This window comes from Achromobacter pestifer, from assembly GCF_902859625.1.
GTDB lineage: Bacteria > Pseudomonadota > Gammaproteobacteria > Burkholderiales > Burkholderiaceae_B > Achromobacter > Achromobacter pestifer.
The window spans coordinates 277,063-294,311 of sequence record NZ_CADIJX010000007.1 but is presented as its reverse complement, the minus strand read 5'-3'; the positions used below and the strand labels follow the sequence as shown (position 1 = coordinate 294,311).

Here is a 17,249-nt window from a genome sequence, read left to right as displayed (position 1 = left end):
ATTTTCCTCAAATGATGCCGCGCGCGCGCCACTCGGCGCGCTTGGCATCGTCAACGCCCAGGCCGGCCAGCACGTCGTCCGTATCCTGGCCCAGGGCTGGCGCGGCGCTACGCACCTCGCCTGGCGTTTCAGACAACTTGGGCACGATGCCCGGCAGCTTGATCGGCGTGCCGTCGGGCAGTGCGCCATCCAGGATCATGCCGCGCGCCTGATAGTGCGGATCAGCGGCGATATCGGCCACGTCATAGATCTTTCCGGCGGGAATCTGCCCTTCGTTCAATCGCGCCAAGACCTCGTCCAGCGGATGCTGCCCCGTCCACTGAGAAATGGCGTCGTCCAGCATCACCACATGCTTCACGCGGCCGGCGTTGTTGGCCAAGTCCGGCGAATCGGCCAGGTCCGGCCGACCAATCACGCCCATCAAACGCTTGAAGATGCTGTCGCCGTTGCCCGCGACCAGCACGTACTTGTTGTCCTGGCAGCGATAGGCGTTGCTGGGCGCGATGCCCGGCAGGCTGCTGCCCGCCGGCTGGCGCACTTCGCCGAACACCGCGTATTCCGGCAGCAGGCTTTCCATCATGTTGAAGACGGATTCATACAGCGCCACATCGATCATCTGGCCCTGGCCGTTCTGGTCGCGCGCGCGCAGCGCCAGCAAGATGCCGATGACCCCATGCAGGGCCGACAGGGAATCACCAATCGAAATGCCCACGCGAACCGGCGTACGATCCGGCTCGCCGCTCAGGTGGCGCAAGCCCCCCATGGCCTCTCCGATCGCGCCAAAACCCGGCAGGTCGCGGTACGGGCCCGTCTGTCCATAGCCCGACACGCGCAGCATCACCAGCCGCGGATTGATCGCGCGCAAGTCTTCCCAGCCCAGCCCCCAGCTTTCCATCGTGCCGGGCTTGAAGTTCTCGACCACGACATCGATGTCCTTGACCAGCGCGCGGATCAGCTCTTGCGCTTCAGGCTGGCGCAAGTCCAGGCTGACCGATTTCTTGTTGCGCGATTGCACCTGCCACCAGACGGACGTGCCGTCGTGGATCAGGCGCCAGTTGCGCAGAGGGTCGCCCTTGCCGGGCGGCTCGATCTTGATCACCTCGGCGCCGAATTCGCCCAGCATCTTGGCGGCGAACGGCCCGGCGATCAGCTGGCCCAACTCCAGCACACGGATCCCGCTCAAAGGTTTGGATGACATGATTGCCTCGTCAGCTCTTGTGTTTTCCCAGATAGGCCTCGCGCACGCGCTCGCTGGCCAACAATTCCTGCCCGGTTCCCTCCATCACGATGGAACCCACCTCCAGCACATACGCCCGATCCGAGATGGCCAACGCCTGGTTGGCCATCTGTTCAACCAGCAGGATCGTCATGCCGCGCTCTTTCAGCGACTTGATGATCTTGAAGATCTCGGCCACGATCAGCGGCGCCAACCCCAGGGACGGTTCGTCCAGCATCAGGATGCGCGGCTTGCTCATCAGCGCGCGGCAAATGGCCAGCATCTGCTGTTCGCCGCCCGACAGGGTGCCGGCGTACTGGTCGCGGCGCTCTTTCAGGCGTGGGAACATCGCAAAGCAGCGCTCGATCTCGACGGCCAGCTCCGCCGGCGATTCCCGGCGCAAGAAGGCCCCCAGCATCAGGTTGTCGTATACGGTCTGGTCCGGGAATACCTGGCGCCCTTCCGGCACGTGGGCAATGCCCAGCCCCACGCGCTTGTGCGCGCTGACGCCGCCCAGGTCCTGCCCGGCGAACGTGATGGTCCCCGTGGACTTCTCGATGCCCGACAGCGCGCGCATCATCGTACTCTTGCCTGCGCCGTTGCCGCCGATGATCGTCACGATCTCGTTCGCGTCCACATGCAGCGACACCTGCTTCAACGCATTCACGGCGCCGTAGCTGACCGCCAGGTTCTTGATATCCAGCAATTGGCTCATGGTGGTCTCCTATGCGGGCGCGCCCAGGTAGGCTTCGATCACTTTCGGATTCTCCTGAATGTGGTTCGGCAGGCCGGAGGCGATCTTCACGCCATAGTCCAGCACGACGATATGGTCCGAAATCGCCATCACCAGATCCATGTGATGCTCGATCAGCAGAATGGTCAGGCCCATGTTCTTGAGTTTCACGATCAGGTCGGTCAGCTGGTCGGTCTCGGCTGGGTTCAGGCCAGCCGCCGGCTCGTCCAGCAGCAACAGGTCAGGCATGGCGGCCACCGCCCGCGCGATCTCAAGCCGCCGTTGCAAGCCATACGGCAAGCTGTTGGCGGCGTCGTCCGCGTAACGATCCAGATCGAAGAACTTCAGGATGGCAAAGGCCTCCTGCCGCATGCGGCGCTCTTCCCGCAGGCTGGCCGGCAGGCCCAGCAGGTTCGAGAAAAAGCCGGACTTCTGCACGCGATAGAAACCCACCATCACGTTTTCCAGCGCCGTCAGTCCGTCGAACAGTTTCAGGTTCTGGAACGTGCGGCCTATGCCGGAGGCCGCGATTTCGTTGGCCGACAGGCCCACCATCTGGCGGTTCTTGAAGCGAATGCTGCCCGCATCCGGCGCAACCAGGCCGGACAACAGGTTCAGCGTCGTGGTCTTGCCGGCGCCGTTGGGACCGATCAGCGACACGATCGAACCCTGCTCCAACGAGAACGACACCTTGTTCGTCGGAATCACGCCGCCAAAGGCCTTGTACAGATCCTTCACTTCCAGGAAGGAGCCCGCAGCGCCCTTGGTTTTCGTCACAGCGCGCTCGGGCGTCCATTCTGCCGCCGACGCGCCCTGCGCCAGCGCGTCACGCTGGCCACGTTGGGGCAGCACTCGGCGCAGCAGGCCTGCCAGGCCTTCCGGCATGGCATACAGCGCAAACAGCAGGATCAGGCCATAGGCGAAATGCTGCACTTCCGGCCAGCGCGCCAGCATGGCGTCCAGCACCGTCAGCACCACCGCGCCCAGGAACGAGCCCACCGGCGTGCGGCCGCCGAACAGCACCACCACCAGGAAGAACACCGACAGGTTGAAATTGACGAAATCCGAGTTGATGTACTGGTTCTGCTGCGCCACCAGGCCGCCTGCGATGCCGCAGGTGATCGCGCTGATCGCGAACGCCAGGATCTTGAAGCGATACACGCTGATGCCCACGCTTTCCGCCGCGATCTCGGAGGTGCGCACGGCGGCAAAGCCACGGCCGAAGCGGCCGTTCAGCAGCAAGGACGTCATCGCATGCAACGCCAGGCCAATCAACACCACCACGACCACCCACTGGCGGCTGTCCAGCGTGGCCCCGTTGAAGGTCAGCCCGGTGATGCCGTAGAAGCCTTCCTGGCCCTTGAACACATCCGTCCATTCGGACACGATTTTTTCAATCAACAGGCCAAAGGCGATGGTGACCATGGCCAGGCTGGGGCCCTTGACCTTCAGCGCCGGAATGGCGATGGCCACGCCGAAGACGGCAGACACGCCTGCCGCGCACAGCAGCGCCAGCCACGGATTGACTTGATAGTTCACCGTCAGCAGCGCCACGGTGTAGGCGCCCACGCCGAACAGGCCGGCGTGGCCCAGCGACTTCTGGCCGGTCTGGCCAACCAGAATATTGAAGCCCGTGGCCGCGATGTAATAGACCCCGATGTTGAACAGGATCAGCAAATAGAAGTCATTCAGCCCCGAATAGGCGAAGCCCACGGCCAGGACCGCGATGACGATCGGAATGAGGAGTTTGGACAGGTTCATACTTTCTCCGCATGCACACGGCCGAGGATGCCCGCCGGGCGGAAATACAGCACGACGATGATCAACGCGAACACGGCTATCTCACGCAGGTTCGAATACCAAAGGCCGATCAGCGACTCCAGCAGCCCGATCAGGAAGCCTCCGAAGATGCAGCCACGCGGGTTTTCCAAGCCCCCCAGGATGGCGGCGGAAAACGCCTTGAGCGACAGCAGCGTGCCCACGAACACCGACGCCGTTGCGATCGGCGCGATCATCACGCCGGCAATCGCGGCCAGCGCCGAACTGATGACGAACACCGCCACCGCCACCGCATTCGCGTTGATGCCCATCAGGCTGGCGGTGGACTTGCTGAACGCCACGGCGCGCACCGCCTTGCCCATCTTGGTCTTGTGCAGCGCCCAGTCGAACACGATCATCAGGACCAGCGTGGTGCCAAACACCAGGATCTCTTGCGGCCGCACGCCGGTGCCGAAAATGGTGATGATGCCTTCGCCCAGCGGCGATGCCACGGCGATGGGCGCCGGGCCCCAGATCAGCAACGCCAGGTTCTGGATGATGATGCCAAAGCCGATCGTGCTCATCACCCATGACAGGCCCGCTTCGCCCACGAAATGCTTGATGGCGGTGATGTACAGCACGAACCCCAGCAACCCCAGCACCAGCATGGCCGCCAGCAGCGCGAACAGGAACGATCCCCAGGTCACGTCCTCCGGGTTGGGAAAGCCGATCAACTTGCCCTGCGTGACCAGCAGGATCGCGCTGATGCCGATCAGGCTGGCCAGGGCCAGGAACGCGCCCTGGCCGAAGTTGAACGTCTTGGTCGTGGTGTACGTGATGCTGAACCCGAACGCGACCAGGGCATAGACGCTGCCCATGGCCAATCCACTCAATATGGCTTGTAGTATTTGCATGCTGGAGGCCCCCTTTTGACGACTCCCCCGAAGCGCTGCGCGCCACGGAGGAGAGATCCTTGATTTACCGCTACCCGACGCGCTTACAGCTTCAGGTCTTCCGGCTTGATGGCGCGAGTGACCTCGTCGTCCACCGTCACCACCTTGCCGTCGATCCAGCGCACCAGGCGGAAGTCCTTGACCGACAGCGCTTCGTGGTTGTCGGCCGAGAACGGCTGCTGATACTGCTTGATCACGCCCTGCGCTTGCGACAGCTGCTGCAAGGCCGCCTGCACCGCCGGGCCCTCGGTCGACTTGGCCTGTTCCATGGCCGCGGCGATCAGCTTGACCGAGTCATAGGCTTGCGCAGCCATCACATAGGTCGGCACCCGGCCATCACGCTTCATCAGCGTGTCGTACAGCGCCTTGGACTCCTTCGAGGAATCTTCGGTGATCGATGCCGTGAAGATCATCTTGCCAGCCAGTTCCGGGCCTGCAATGCGCAGGAACGGCGAGCTCAGGTTGGCCCAGGACGCCAGCGTCGTCGGGAAATAATTGATCTTCTCCAGGCTGCGCATGACGTGCGCGTTGGAATCGGCCAGCGCGTAGACGATCAACGTGTCCGCGCCCGACGCCTTGATCTTGTTCAGCTGCGAGCTCATGTCCGTGTCCTTGGGACCGAACTTCTCGTTGGCGACCGGCGTGATCTTGTGCAGCGCCAGGATTTCCAGCGCATCCTTTGCGCCCTGCTGGCCGTAGCCGGTGGTGTCGGCGATGATCGCGATCTTGCCCGACTTGCTGGCGCGCGACGCATAGGCCGCCAAGAGCGCGATCTGGTCGCGGTCGCGCATGGACACGCGGAACACGTAGTTCGGCGGCGTCTTGGCATAGCGGCCGGTGATGTCAGTAGCCGTGGCCACCGGCGAGATCGTCGGGATCTTCTTCTGCTGCACGATGTGCAGCCACGCCAGCATGTTGCCGGAATTCACGCCGCCCAGCATGGCGTTGACCTTGACGTTGTCGACCAGCTCGTTGGTGTTCTGAATGGCCTTGGGTGGCGCACCGACGTCATCGCGTTCGACGATGACGACCTTCTTGCCCAGCACGCCGCCCGCGGCGTTCAGGTCATCCGCGGCCTGGCGTGCACCGGCCAGGGCCGATATGCCAAAGTCCGCCGAACCGGTGGCCGACATATCGCTGTTGAAACCAATCTTGATGTCGTCAGCGAGCGCGGCGCCACTGGCGCCCGTCAGCGCCGCCGACAGCAGCAGAGCCTGCATGGCCTTGGGAAAATGCTTGATATACACGTTGTCTCCTAACGGATCACTCAAGTGACCACATCTTGGGTTTTCAGGAATTCCTGATCAGGTCTGCCGCCTTGTTGCCGATCATCATCGTGGCGGCGCAAATGTTTGCCGACGGCATGGAAGGCATGACCGACGAATCGATCACGCGCAGGTTCTGCACGCCATGCACGCGCAGCTGCGCATCCACCACGGCATACTTGTCGTCCGACGGGCCCATGCGGGCCGTGCCGTTGACGTGATAGGACGACACGCCGAAGCGGCGCGCGAAATCCAGCAGTTCGGAATCGGATTCGCACAGCGGGCCGGGCAGCGCCTCGCTCTCGAAGTACGGCGCCAGCGCCTGCGACTGCAACAACCGGCGAGCCAGCCGGATGCCGCGAACCAGGGTCGCCTGGTCGCGTTCATCCGTCAGATAGTTGGCCAGGATGAGCGGGTCTTGCAGCGGGTCCGAAGACTGGATGCGAACCTGCCCACGGCTGTCCGGGCGGTGTTGCCAGACGCCTGCGGTCATGCCCGGGAAATCGTCCAGCAGGCCGACATAGCCTTCCTTGTAGCTGGCGGGCGTGAACACGCCTTGCAAGTCGGGCGCGGTGAGCTCCGGCGACGACTTCCAGAAGTAATGCAACAGCGACGGGCTCAGCGCCATGATGCTGGGCCGCTTCAACAGCCAGCGGCTGATCTGGCCGGCCAGGTTCAGGCCCTTGACCAGTTCGTTCATGGTCTGGCTGTTCTTCACGCGCGCCACGATGCGCACGGAATAGTGGTCGCTGAGGTTTTCACCCACGCCCGGCAGATCGCACACGACCGGAATGCCGTGCTGGCGCAGCAACTCAGCCGGCCCCAGGCCAGACAGTTGCAAGAGCTTGGGCGTGTTGATCGCGCCGCAGGCCACGATGACTTCACGCTTGGCGCGCACGCTGCGCACCCGGGCAGGATGCGCGGGATGGCAATAGGCCACGCCCACGGCGCGCGCGCCGTCGAACAATATGCGGGTGGCGTGCGCATAGGTGCGCACATCCAGGTTCTTGCGCGCCATCGCGGGCTTCAGGAAGCACTTCGCCGTACTCATGCGCCAACCGTTGCTGATGGTGCGCTGAAAATAGCCCACGCCTGCCTGCTCGGCGCCGTTGTAATCGGGATTACGCGGAATGCCCTGCTCCACCGCGCCGGCGATGAAGGCCTCGCACAACGGATGGATCCAGTCGATGTCCGTGACGGGCAGTTCGCCCTGGCGGCCGCGGTAGCGGTCGTCGCCGCCCACCCGGCGCTCCATGGACTTGAAGTATGGCAACACGTCGGCGTACGACCAGCCCGGGTTGCCTAGGCTGGCCCAGTGATCGAAGTCGGCCGCCTGGCCCCGGTTATAGACCAGGCCATTGATCGAGGTTGAGCCACCCAGCGTGCGGCCCTGCGGAATCGGCACGCGCCGGCCGTTGGTCTGCTCGGTTCCTTCGCTTGAAAACTGCCAGGCGTACTTCTTGTTGAACACGGCCTTGATGAAACCGGCCGGGATGTGCAGGAACGGGCTGTTATCCGGCGGCCCTGCCTCCAGCACGCAAACCGTCGCGCCGCCGGCAGACAGGCGGTTGGCCAGGATGGCCCCGGCCGCGCCGGAACCGACGATCACATAATCGAACGTGTCGGCATCCCGCAGGGACGCTTGCTGTGCTTGGCTCATGTCAGTATCCCGAGGGGTTAGCGCGGCGCGTTGAACGACTTGCCCGCCAGGCACACATACTTGATTTCAAGGAATTCCTCGATGCCGTACTTCGAGCCTTCGCGGCCCACGCCCGATTCCTTGATGCCGCCAAACGGCCCAACCTCGTTGGAGACCGCTCCGGTGTTGACGCCCACGATGCCGTATTCCAAGCCTTCCATCATGCGCCACACACGTTCCAGATTGGCCGTATAGAAATACGCCGCCAATCCCGAGGCGCTGTCGTTGGCGCGTGCCAGCACGGCGGCCTCGGAGTCGAAGGTACTGATGCCCACCACCGGCCCGAAGATCTCTTCGTGCGCCAGTTCCATGGCATCGGTGATGCCCGTCAGCAGCGTCGGTTCGTACAGCAGCGTGTCCGGCTGGCTCAACTTGCCGCCTGCCCGCAACGTGGCGCCGTGCGCGGTGGCGTCGGCCACCAGGCGCGTCACCTTGTCGACCGCGCGCTGGTCGATCAGCGGGCCTTGCGTCACGCCCGCTTCCAGTCCCCCGCCCACTTTCATGCGGCCCATCTCGGCCAGCAGCTTGTCGTTGAAGGCATCCGCCACGCTGGTGTGCAAATACACCCGATTCGCGCAGACACACGTCTGGCCGGCATTGCGGAACTTGGACAGCACCAGCCCCTGCACGGCCTCGTCCAGATCGGCGTCCTCGAACACGATGAAAGGCGCGTTGCCTCCCAGTTCCAGCGACAGCTTCTTGATGTTGGAGGCGCTTTGCTGCATCAACAGGCGTCCGGTCTGCGTGGATCCGGTGAAGGTCAGCTTGCGCACCGTGGCGTTCTGCGTCAGCTCCGTGCCGATGGGCACGGGGTCGCCGATCACCACGTTCAGCACGCCCGGTGGAATGCCAGCCTGTTCGCCCAGCCACGCCAGCGCCAGCGCGGTGAACGGCGTCAGTTCGGACGGCTTGAGCACCACGGTGCAGCCGGCGGCAAGCGCTGGGCTGACCTTGCGCGTCACCAGCGCCGACGGGAAATTCCACGCGATGATGGCCGCGCACACGCCCACGGGCTGGCGGATGGCCAGCATGCGCTGGTCGCTGCGCGTCTGCGGCAATACGTCGCCATAGACCCGCTTGGCTTCCTCGGCGAACCAGTCCACGAATGACAACGCATAGTTCAGTTCGCCCCGGGCCTCGGCCAGCGGCTTGCCTTGTTCCAGCGTCAGCAGCAGCGCCAGATCGTCGCTGTTGGCCTCGATCAGCTGGTGCCAGCGGCGCAAGATGGCGCCACGTTCCTTGCCCGTCTTGGCCCGCCACGCCGGCAGCGCGGCATCGGCGGCCGCGATGGCACGGGCCGTCTCGGCCTGGCCCAGGTTGGGCACCGTGCCGAGCACGCTGGCGTCAAAGGGGTTGCGCACCGTGATGGTGGCCTGATTGTCGGCGTCGCACCAGGCGCCGCCAATGTACGCCTGCTGCCGCAGCAGCTGGCTATTCTGCAAATTCATTGTCTTCTTGCTCCATCCATCATTCTTGCGACGTCCGATCAAACCAGCGGGCCGGTCGCTATTTTTGGGGAGAATAGCAATGGGCTTGCCGACCCCAATAGCAGTCATTAACGATGCCGCCATCGCCAAACGCGATGGCCAGGTGCCAGGTGGCTACAATGAACCACCCCTTCCGCCTTTGCCTGCCGCCATGCGTTTAGACCCCACTTCCCTCAAGCTTTTCATCAGCGTGGTCGAACAAGGCACCATCGCGGCGGCAGCTGAACACGAACACATCGCCGCGGCGGCCATCAGCAAACGCATCAGCGAGCTGGAAGACAATCTGAAGATCCGGCTGCTGATCCGCACCAACAAGGGCATCCGCCCGACGCCCGCCGGCATCGCACTGTCCACCATGGCACGCCGCGCGCTGCATGAGCTGGACGAGATCGCCGTGCAGATGCGCGATTACTCGCGCGGCCTGCGCGGCTTCATCCGCGTCTACGCCAATATCTCCGCCATCACGCAATTCCTGCCCCAAGACATCAAGCTGTTCCTGAACGACTACCCGAACGTGCAGGTGGACCTGGAAGAAAAGATCACGTCCACCATCATCAAGTCAGTGGCCGAGAACGCCGCGGACGTGGGCATTTTTTCTGGCTCCGCGCCCGACCATGACGTCGAGATCTACCCCTACCGCGAAGACACGCTGGCGCTGGTCGTTCCCGCCGACCACCCGTTGCGGGACAAACCCGGCTTCCGCTTCGCCGACGCCCTGGAACACGACTTTGTCGGGCTGCACCGGGGCAGCGCCATCAATCGCATCCTGTCCAACGCCGCCACCGACGAAAAGCGCAACATCCGGCTCAAGGTGCAGGTCACGGGTTTCGACGCGCTGTGCTTCATGGTGAATTCGGGACTGGGCATTGGCGTGCTGCCGCTGGACATCGCGCGCCGCTATTCGGTCATGTTCGACCTGCGCATCATCCCGCTGTCCGAACCCTGGGCACGCCGCAAGATCCAGATCTGCGTGCGCTCGTTCGATTCGCTACCCACCGCTGCCAAGCTCTTCGTCAACCACCTTGGCCGTGGCCAGGCTTAGAAGGGCCTGGCCACGGGTTCGGTCTTGTTGCCCTGGCTATTGCTTCAGATCCTCAGGCTTGATCGCCTTCGTCACGGCGTCGTCCACCGACACCACCTTGCCGTCGATCCAGCGCACCAGGCGGAAGTCCTTGTACGACAGCGCCTCATGGTTGGCCTTGGTGAACGCCGGTGCATAGCTCTTGATCACGCCATCCACCTTGCCCAGGTTCTCAAGCGCCTGCTGAACCTTTTCGCCATCGGTGGACTTGGCCTGCGTCATGGCCGCCGCCAGGATCTTCACCGAGTCATAGGCATGCGCCGCGAACACGTAGGTGGGCAGCTTGCCCTCCTTCTTCATGATGGTGTCGTAGAGCGCCTTGGACTGCGGCGTGGAGTCTTCGGTGATGGACGCGGAGAAGATCATCTTCTTCGCCAGTTCCGGGCCGGCGATACGCAAGAACGGAGGGCTGAGATTCGACCATGAACCCAACGTGACGGGGTAATAGGCGATCTTCTCCTGACTGCGCATCAGGTGGCCATTGGAATCCGCCAGCGCGTAGACGATCAGCGTATCGGCGCCAGCGGCCTTGATCTTGTTCAGCTGCGAGCTCATGTCCGTGTCCTTCGGACCAAATTTCTCGTTGGCCACCGGCGTGATGCCGTGCAATTGCAGCACGGCGGCCGCGTCCTTGGCGCCTTGCTGCCCATAGCCCGTCGTGTCGGCGATGATGGCGATCTTCTTGTTCTGCGTGGCGCGCGCCGCGTAAGCGGCCAACAGCGTGATCTGGTCCAGGTCCCGCATGGACACGCGGAAGATGTAGTTGGCCGGTTCCTTGCTGTAGCGATTGGTGATCTCGGTGGCCGTGGCCGACGGCGAGATGGTCGGGATCTTCTTCTGCTGCACGATGTGCAGCCAGGCCAGCATGTTGCCGGAGTTCACGCCCCCCAGCATGGCAACGACCTTCTCGTTGTCGACGAGTTCATTGGCGTTCTGGATGGACTTGGGCGGCGAACCCACGTCATCGCGCGGGACGATGACGATCTTCCTGCCCAGCACCCCGCCGGCGGCGTTGATTTCCTCGGCGGCCTGCCGTGCGCCTGACAACGCCGACACGCCAAAGTCGGCCGAACCGCTGGCGGACATGTCGCTGTTGTATCCGATCTTGATATCGCTCTGCGCCCAGGCGCCTTGCGCGGCCACGGCCAAGGCGGCAGCCAACGCGAGTCGCGTCAGCGGATTCTGCTTGTTCATTGCTTTGTCTCCAGACTTTATGAAATGGTGCTTCGACTTACCGCCGCCATCGGTCTGTGCGCCGTTCGCGGTCCACCCTGCGCGCTGCTGATGTGGACACTGCCAAGAACAACCTACCCACTCAACACGCTAGAGAATCAATTCGATGGGATGCTCCAGAAAATGCCGGACTTCCTTCAGGAACCGCGCGCCCAACGCGCCATCCACCACGCGGTGGTCGGCGGACAGCGTCAGGCTCATGACATGGCCGATGGCAAGCGCGTCGCCTTCCACCACCGGCTGGCGCGTCACCGCGCCGGCGGCCAGGATCGCGGACTGCGGCGGATTGATGATCGCCGCGAACGACCGCACGCCATGCATGCCCAGATTCGACACCGTCAGGCTGCCGCCTTCATATTGTTCAGGCCGCAACCGGCCGCTGCGCGCCTGCTCGGCCAATAGCCGCACCTGGGCGGACAGCTCGCGCAGCCCCATGCGGCCGGCATCGCGCACAATTGGCGTGATCAGGCCCGACGCCAGCGCCACCGCCACGCTCAGGTCAACCTGCTGGTGATGCAGGATGCCCTCGTCCGTCCATTGGGCGTTGATCTCCGGCACCCGTTCCACGGCGCGCGCCACCGCCAGCAGCAGCAGATCGTTCACGGAATAGCGAACCGGATCAGGGCCCGCCTGGGCGCGCTGGTTCAGCGATTCGCGCGCCGCCATCACCGCGTCCATGCGGCAATCAACCGACAGATAGAAATGCGGGACTTGCTGCTTGGACTGCACAAGACGCCGCGCGATCGTCGCACGCATCGGCGTGTGCGGTGTCAGATCGCCACGGCCTCCTGGCAAGTCCGAGGCCGCTGGCGCAGGCTTGGCATCAGGCGCGGGCCGCGTTTGCGCAGCGGCATGCTCGATGTCCACGCGCACGATCCGGCCACCCGGGCCGCTACCGGCCAACGCATGCAGATCCACCCCCATGAGACGCGCCAGGCGGCGTGCCGACGGACTGGCGAAGAGACGGTGCGAAGACGGTTCGGCGCTTCCCTGCGCCGGGGCGGCCACGGGCGCAGCCGCCGCCGGCTTGATGGGCGCGGCCACGTCCTGCCGGACTTGCGGCGCGGCGGCCTTGCCCGACAGCAGCGTGGCGATGACGTCACCCACGGGCACCGCAGTGTCTCCCGCTTCGACATGGATACGGTCCAGCACGCCGCTGTCCACGGCCTCCAGTTCAATGACCGCCTTGTCCGTTTCGATTTCGGCAAGGATATCGCCCACCTTGACGGTGTCGCCGGACTGCTTCAACCACTGGAGAATCCTGCCCTGCGTCGTGCCCGCGCCAATCGCGGGCATCACGACTTCGATATCCATGTCTCACTCGCTTCAGGTGTTGGCCAAATTGCCCGTCTTCTCGATGTAAGCCGCCGCATCCGAAATATCCGCCACCACCGCGTCACGCGCGCCCTCCGCGTCGCGGCGCCGCAGCGCCTGCAATAGCGCGTCGTGGTGGCTGAACGATTCCCAGCTTTCCGACTTACGGTCCTTGCTGCTCATGCTGAGCGAAAACAGCGGCGCGATCTGAAGCCAGATGTTCTCGATCATCGTGACCAGCAGCGGCATGGCCGCGGCTTCATACAGCGTGAAATGCAGGTTGCGATTCGCTTCGATCGTCTTCAAGGGGTCGATCTTGCGCTGATGCCCCAGCTTGTTGAACTCGTGCGCGTGCCGTTCGATGCGCGCCACGGTATCGTCATTGATCACCTTCACCGCTTCCGCCGCGGCAAACCCCTCCAGACAGCAGCGAATGCGCACGATCTCCCGAAACTTCGGCAGGCTGGGCTTGGGCACGCGCAGGCCCCGGCTGGGCAGCATTTCCAGCGCGCCCTCGGCCACCAGCTTGTTCACCGCTTCACGCACCGGCATCGGGCTGGTGTTCAAGGCTGCGGCCAAGCCCCGCAAGGTGATTTTCTCGCCCGGCGGCACCGCGCCGCTCATCAGAAGCTGCCGCGTCTGTAGATAGATCTGGTCCGCGACGGTCACGCGCTCCTGCTTGTCCAGCAGGCCTTCCAGGATGCTGTTGTCCATATCTCGCGCCTAGTTCATGTAGACGCCACCGTTCACATCCAGCGTGGCGCCGCAAATGTAGCTTGCGCCATCCGAACACAAAAAGGCGATGGGCAAGGCGATCTCGCGGGGCTGGGCCATGCGTCGCAGGGGAATTCTATTCGCATCCAGGGGTGCGCCCTGCGTCATCGCCGTGGCGGTCGCGCCTGGCGCCACGCTATTGACGGTCACGCCCGAATCGGCCGCCTTGCGCGCCAGCCATTTCGCGAAGGCGTGCGTGCCGCCCTTGGCCGCCACATAGTGCGGGCTGGCCGCCAAGCCACCCATGCGCGCCGCCACCGACGACACCAGCACCATGCGGCCGCCGCCTTGCGTGGCCATCTTCGCCAGCGCCGCGCGCGTCAGGTGCATGACGCCCAGCAGATTGATGTCGATGACCTGCTGGAACACCTGGTCCCAACCGTCCGAATTCCAGTCGTCCCAAGGGCAGTAACCCGCGTTGGCCACCAACGCATCCAATCGGTCGATGCCGTGGATAGCCGCCTCTGCGGCGTTTCGGTCGGTGACGTCGAACGCGATGGCCCGTGCGCGGGATCCCCGTTCGCACAATTCGGCAGCCAAGGCGTCGGGCGCATCGCGGTCGGCCAGCACCAGCGCGGCGCCCTGTTCGGCGCAGACGCGCGCGGTCTCGCTGCCGATGCCGCCGGCCGCGCCGGTGATCAGGATGGTCTTTCCTTCAAGCGCGTAAGGCATGGACATTTCCTTGCGAGTGATCCAGAGCGCTGTCGCGCAGCATGCCGGCAATCAGCGTGCGCAGATCGTCTTCGTCAGCCAACGCCGCGCGCTCCAGTGCCTGCGACACCGTGGGCGGCGCCCAGCGGCCCGTGACGCGCTGCACCGGCTGGTCCAGATAGTCGAAATAACGGCGTTGGATCTCGTCCGCGATCAACGCGCCCAGACTGGCGCCGCGCGTGGTCTGTTCAACGATGGCGACGCGGCCGGTCTTCATGACCGAGCGCCCGATGGTGTCGTAATCGATATCGCGCTGCGACAGCGTGCGCAGGTCGATGATGTCGGCGCGCACCCCGGTTTCCAACGCGATCTGCCGGCATCGGTCGACCATGCTGAGCGTGGCCAGCAGCGTGATCTGGTCGCCTTCGCTCACGCGCTTGGCGCGGCCGATGGGAATGCAATAGTCCAGGTCCTTCGGCACCAGCGTCTTGTGCTTATGCAGTTCTTGCGGCTCGATCACCAGCACTGGATCCTGGCAGCGTAGCGCCGAATTCATCAGGCCCACATAATCAAAGGCGTTCGACGGCGCCACGATGCGCCACCCGGGAAACAGCGCGAACACGCCCGCCGGATCCATCGAATGCTGCGACCCATAGCCTTCCGCCCCCGGGATGCGCGTGCGCAACACCAGCGGCACGCTGGCCGTGCCATTGAACAAATGGCGGATCTTTCCCGCCTGATTCAGCAACTGGTCGCCCGCGACCAGGAAGAAATCGCTGTACATCAATTCGACCACGGGCCGCAGCCCCGACAACGCAGCGCCGGTGGCCAGCCCGCAGAAGCCATTCTCGGTGATCGGGGTGTTGACCAGCCGATCCGCATACGTCTGCGTCAGCCCGCGCGTGGCGCCGACCGTGCCGCCGCCCATATTGGCCACGTCTTCGCCGAACACGTAGATGCGTTCGTCCTCGGCCATGCGCGCGCCCATCGTGCGCGCCATGGCTTCGATGTAGGACAGGCTTTCCATGTCGTCCGGATGGAAGTCCTCGGCCTCGGCAAAGCGCGCGCCGTCGAACTCGCGCATATCGCTGGTCAGATGATCGTCCACGCTGGAGGCCGCCGGCCAGAGCTCGGCGCGGATGCGGGTGGCGGAGCCCGTCCCCTCCACGCAGGATGCCGCCGCAGCCTCCACGGCATCCGTCACGGTGGCGTCGATCGCCGCCAGCGCGTCGGCATCCAGAATGCCGCGCGCCGTCAATTCGCGCTGCAAGAACAACCAGGGATCGCGCGCTTTCCAGGCATTCTCTTCTTCGCGCGTGCGGTAACCGAATGCGCTGCCGGGTATCGACGAACTCTGATGGTAGTAGCGGTAGACCTCGGCCAGGATGAAGGCCGGCCGGCCCTCGCGTTCAATGTGCGCCTGGGCCCAGCGCGTGGCCAGCCAGACAGCGAAGGGATTCATGCCGTCCACCTTGACCGCCTCGATCCCGTGCGCTTGCGGACGGGTCAACAGTTCGGTCTGGAACGTGGATTGCTCCACACTCATCGACACGGCGTACTTGTTGTTCTCCAGGAAGAAGATCATCGGCAAGCCGTACAGCGCGGCCAGGTTCATCGCTTCGTGGGTAGCGCCTTGATGCACCGCGCCGTCCCCAAAGAACGTCACCATCAGCTTGCCCGAGGCGCGCTGTTTTTCCGCGAAGGCATGGCCGCAGGCAATGGGAATCCCCCCGGCCACGATGGCGTTGGTTCCCATGATGCCCAGCTCGGCGCGGCGCAGGTGCATGGAGCCGCCGCGCCCGCCCGTCCAGCCGTCCTTCAGACCCAGGATCTCGTGCATCAGGCCTTGCATCTCTTGGCGCATGCGCAAGCTCAGTCCGCTGGCAGCCGGGTCCATGCCTTCGTCATACAGCGCGTTGATCGCCTTCGCAACGCATTGATGATGAGCGCGATGGGTGCCGTTCATCAGCGTGCCGATGGGCAGGGCGGCGATGCAACCCGCCGCGCCGCCTTCCTGGCCAATGCTGGAATGAGCGGGTCCATGCACCAGGTTCAGCTTATCCAGTTGCAGGATCTTTTCCTCGAAGCGGCGTGCCGCCAGGAACAAGGTCGTCAGCCGCATGGCGTCGGCGCGCGTCAGTTGCGCCCAGTCGCTGTCTTCCACGACCAGCGTGCGCGCCTGCGCCCCCTGCCCGATATCCTCGAAAAGCATGTCTCCTCCTTGTGCCGGGCGACCGCTTGCGGGTAGCCCTGCGATCGGCCGGCTTGGCGCCGTTCAGATGTGCGCGGTCACGCCGCCGTCCACCACCAGGCTGGCGCCCGTCACAAAATCGGAAGCGGCGCTGGCCAGGAATAGCGTCGAACCGATCAAGTCTTCAGGTTCGCCCCAGCGGCCCAGCGGCGTGGTGGCGACCACCCGCTCGGCGTGGCCGGGAATGTCCACCCGCGCCTGGCGCGACAGCGCGGTATCGATCCAGCCCGGCTGGATCACGTTGACGGTGATGCCGTCCGCCGCCCAGGCGCATGCCAGCGAACGGGTCAACTGAAGCACCCCGCCCTTGCTGGCCGAATAGGCCGCCGTCACCGCATTGGAGGCCAGCGCCAGGATCGACCCGATATTGATGATCTTGCCCTTGCCGCGCAGGCTCATCGGCGCGTGCACGGCCTGGCACATGTTGAACGTGCCTTTCAGATTGATGTCCACGATGCGGTCCCATACGTCTTCCGCGTACAGCTCGGGCCGCATGCGCGTATTGACGCCGGCGCAGTTGATCAGCACGTCCACGCCGCCATGACGCGCCACGACCTCGGCCACGGCGTCGGCGCAGGCCTCGCGGTTTTCCACGCTGAGCGCGATGGCTCCGATCTTCGCGCCGGATTCGCGCAGCTGGGACGCCAGCGCGTCCAGCTTTTCCCCCGCCAGGTCGGCCAGCACCAGCGTCGCGCCGCCTTGGGCGAATGCCCGGCTAAGCGCTGCGCCGATGCCGCCTGCGGCGCCGGTAATCAATACGATCTTGTCTCGGACACTGAATAGTTGTTGGGTCATGCCTGGCTTCGCTGCTGACCGCGTTCTGGCGGATGCCAG

Annotated in this window: 14 protein-coding genes; 1 reads left to right on the top strand and 13 read right to left on the bottom strand. The window is 64.3% G+C overall.

The features are described 5' to 3' along the window. Positions 1 to 7: 7 nt before the first annotated feature. The 7 genes from HV753_RS24825 to HV753_RS24795 form a co-directional block, all read right to left on the bottom strand. Positions 8 to 1,198, bottom strand: a complete 1,191-nt coding sequence (locus HV753_RS24825) for a CaiB/BaiF CoA transferase family protein (RefSeq protein WP_175177235.1) — start codon at positions 1,196 to 1,198, stop codon at positions 8 to 10. Between the two features lie 10 nt (positions 1,199 to 1,208). After that, entirely contained in the window at positions 1,209 to 1,931 is a 723-nt protein-coding gene (locus HV753_RS24820) for an ABC transporter ATP-binding protein (protein ID WP_175177234.1), read from the bottom strand. Positions 1,932 to 1,940: 9 nt separating this feature from the next. After that, on the bottom strand, positions 1,941 to 3,710 hold the full coding sequence (locus HV753_RS24815; protein ID WP_175177233.1) for a branched-chain amino acid ABC transporter ATP-binding protein/permease: 1,770 nt from the start codon (positions 3,708 to 3,710) through the stop codon (positions 1,941 to 1,943). Then, on the bottom strand, positions 3,707 to 4,621 hold the full coding sequence (locus HV753_RS24810; protein ID WP_175177232.1) for a branched-chain amino acid ABC transporter permease: 915 nt from the start codon (positions 4,619 to 4,621) through the stop codon (positions 3,707 to 3,709). The genes HV753_RS24815 and HV753_RS24810 overlap by 4 nt, the downstream gene beginning before the upstream one ends. Before the next feature lie 83 nt (positions 4,622 to 4,704). Then, positions 4,705 to 5,907 carry an ABC transporter substrate-binding protein gene (locus tag HV753_RS24805; protein WP_175177231.1) on the bottom strand — a complete coding sequence of 401 codons (1,203 nt, stop codon included), beginning with the start codon at positions 5,905 to 5,907 and terminating at the stop codon, positions 4,705 to 4,707. A 43-nt stretch (positions 5,908 to 5,950) separates the two neighbouring features. After that, positions 5,951 to 7,585 (bottom strand): GMC family oxidoreductase, encoded by a 1,635-nt coding sequence (locus HV753_RS24800; protein ID WP_175177230.1) that lies wholly within the window; start codon positions 7,583 to 7,585, stop codon positions 5,951 to 5,953. Between the two features lie 17 nt (positions 7,586 to 7,602). Next, positions 7,603 to 9,072, bottom strand: a complete 1,470-nt coding sequence (locus HV753_RS24795; RefSeq protein WP_175177229.1) for an NAD-dependent succinate-semialdehyde dehydrogenase — start codon at positions 9,070 to 9,072, stop codon at positions 7,603 to 7,605. A 190-nt stretch (positions 9,073 to 9,262) separates the two neighbouring features. Here HV753_RS24795 and HV753_RS24790 point away from each other — a divergent pair, with 190 nt between their 5' ends. Next, on the top strand, positions 9,263 to 10,153 hold the full coding sequence (locus tag HV753_RS24790) for a LysR family transcriptional regulator (RefSeq protein WP_175177228.1): 891 nt from the start codon (positions 9,263 to 9,265) through the stop codon (positions 10,151 to 10,153). A gap of 36 nt (positions 10,154 to 10,189) precedes the next feature. On the opposite strand, the gene HV753_RS24785 is transcribed toward HV753_RS24790, so the two are convergent. From HV753_RS24785 to HV753_RS24760, 6 genes are all read right to left on the bottom strand, one after another. Next, positions 10,190 to 11,386 carry an ABC transporter substrate-binding protein gene (locus HV753_RS24785; RefSeq protein ID WP_175177227.1) on the bottom strand — a complete coding sequence of 399 codons (1,197 nt, stop codon included), beginning with the start codon at positions 11,384 to 11,386 and terminating at the stop codon, positions 10,190 to 10,192. Between the two features lie 129 nt (positions 11,387 to 11,515). Further along, entirely contained in the window at positions 11,516 to 12,739 is a 1,224-nt protein-coding gene (locus HV753_RS24780; protein ID WP_175177226.1) for a dihydrolipoamide acetyltransferase family protein, read from the bottom strand. A 12-nt stretch (positions 12,740 to 12,751) separates the two neighbouring features. Beyond that, positions 12,752 to 13,453 carry a GntR family transcriptional regulator gene (locus tag HV753_RS24775; RefSeq protein WP_175177225.1) on the bottom strand — a complete coding sequence of 234 codons (702 nt, stop codon included), beginning with the start codon at positions 13,451 to 13,453 and terminating at the stop codon, positions 12,752 to 12,754. Between the two features lie 9 nt (positions 13,454 to 13,462). Beyond that, positions 13,463 to 14,185: an SDR family NAD(P)-dependent oxidoreductase gene (locus tag HV753_RS24770; protein ID WP_175177224.1), complete on the bottom strand. Its 723-nt coding sequence runs from the start codon at positions 14,183 to 14,185 to the stop codon at positions 13,463 to 13,465. Beyond that, positions 14,169 to 16,376, bottom strand: a complete 2,208-nt coding sequence (locus HV753_RS24765; protein WP_175177223.1) for an alpha-ketoacid dehydrogenase subunit alpha/beta — start codon at positions 16,374 to 16,376, stop codon at positions 14,169 to 14,171. The genes HV753_RS24770 and HV753_RS24765 overlap by 17 nt, the downstream gene beginning before the upstream one ends. 63 nt (positions 16,377 to 16,439) lie before the next feature. Next, a complete protein-coding gene (locus HV753_RS24760) occupies positions 16,440 to 17,210 on the bottom strand; it encodes an SDR family NAD(P)-dependent oxidoreductase (protein ID WP_246288384.1) in 771 nt (256 codons plus the stop codon). Positions 17,211 to 17,249 lie beyond the last annotated feature (39 nt).

Coding starts and splice junctions, on each gene's coding strand:
- HV753_RS24825 (WP_175177235.1), bottom strand. CDS start 1,198: ATGTCATCCAAACCTTTGAGCGGGATCCGTGTGCTGGAGTTGGGCCAG.
- HV753_RS24820 (WP_175177234.1), bottom strand. CDS start 1,931: ATGAGCCAATTGCTGGATATCAAGAACCTGGCGGTCAGCTACGGCGCC.
- HV753_RS24815 (WP_175177233.1), bottom strand. CDS start 3,710: ATGAACCTGTCCAAACTCCTCATTCCGATCGTCATCGCGGTCCTGGCC.
- HV753_RS24810 (WP_175177232.1), bottom strand. CDS start 4,621: ATGCAAATACTACAAGCCATATTGAGTGGATTGGCCATGGGCAGCGTC.
- HV753_RS24800 (WP_175177230.1), bottom strand. CDS start 7,585: ATGAGCCAAGCACAGCAAGCGTCCCTGCGGGATGCCGACACGTTCGAT.
- HV753_RS24795 (WP_175177229.1), bottom strand. CDS start 9,072: ATGAATTTGCAGAATAGCCAGCTGCTGCGGCAGCAGGCGTACATTGGC.
- HV753_RS24790 (WP_175177228.1), top strand. CDS start 9,263: ATGCGTTTAGACCCCACTTCCCTCAAGCTTTTCATCAGCGTGGTCGAA.
- HV753_RS24785 (WP_175177227.1), bottom strand. CDS start 11,386: ATGAACAAGCAGAATCCGCTGACGCGACTCGCGTTGGCTGCCGCCTTG.
- HV753_RS24780 (WP_175177226.1), bottom strand. CDS start 12,739: ATGGATATCGAAGTCGTGATGCCCGCGATTGGCGCGGGCACGACGCAG.
- HV753_RS24775 (WP_175177225.1), bottom strand. CDS start 13,453: ATGGACAACAGCATCCTGGAAGGCCTGCTGGACAAGCAGGAGCGCGTG.
- HV753_RS24770 (WP_175177224.1), bottom strand. CDS start 14,185: ATGCCTTACGCGCTTGAAGGAAAGACCATCCTGATCACCGGCGCGGCC.
- HV753_RS24765 (WP_175177223.1), bottom strand. CDS start 16,376: ATGCTTTTCGAGGATATCGGGCAGGGGGCGCAGGCGCGCACGCTGGTC.
- HV753_RS24760 (WP_246288384.1), bottom strand. CDS start 17,210: ATGACCCAACAACTATTCAGTGTCCGAGACAAGATCGTATTGATTACC.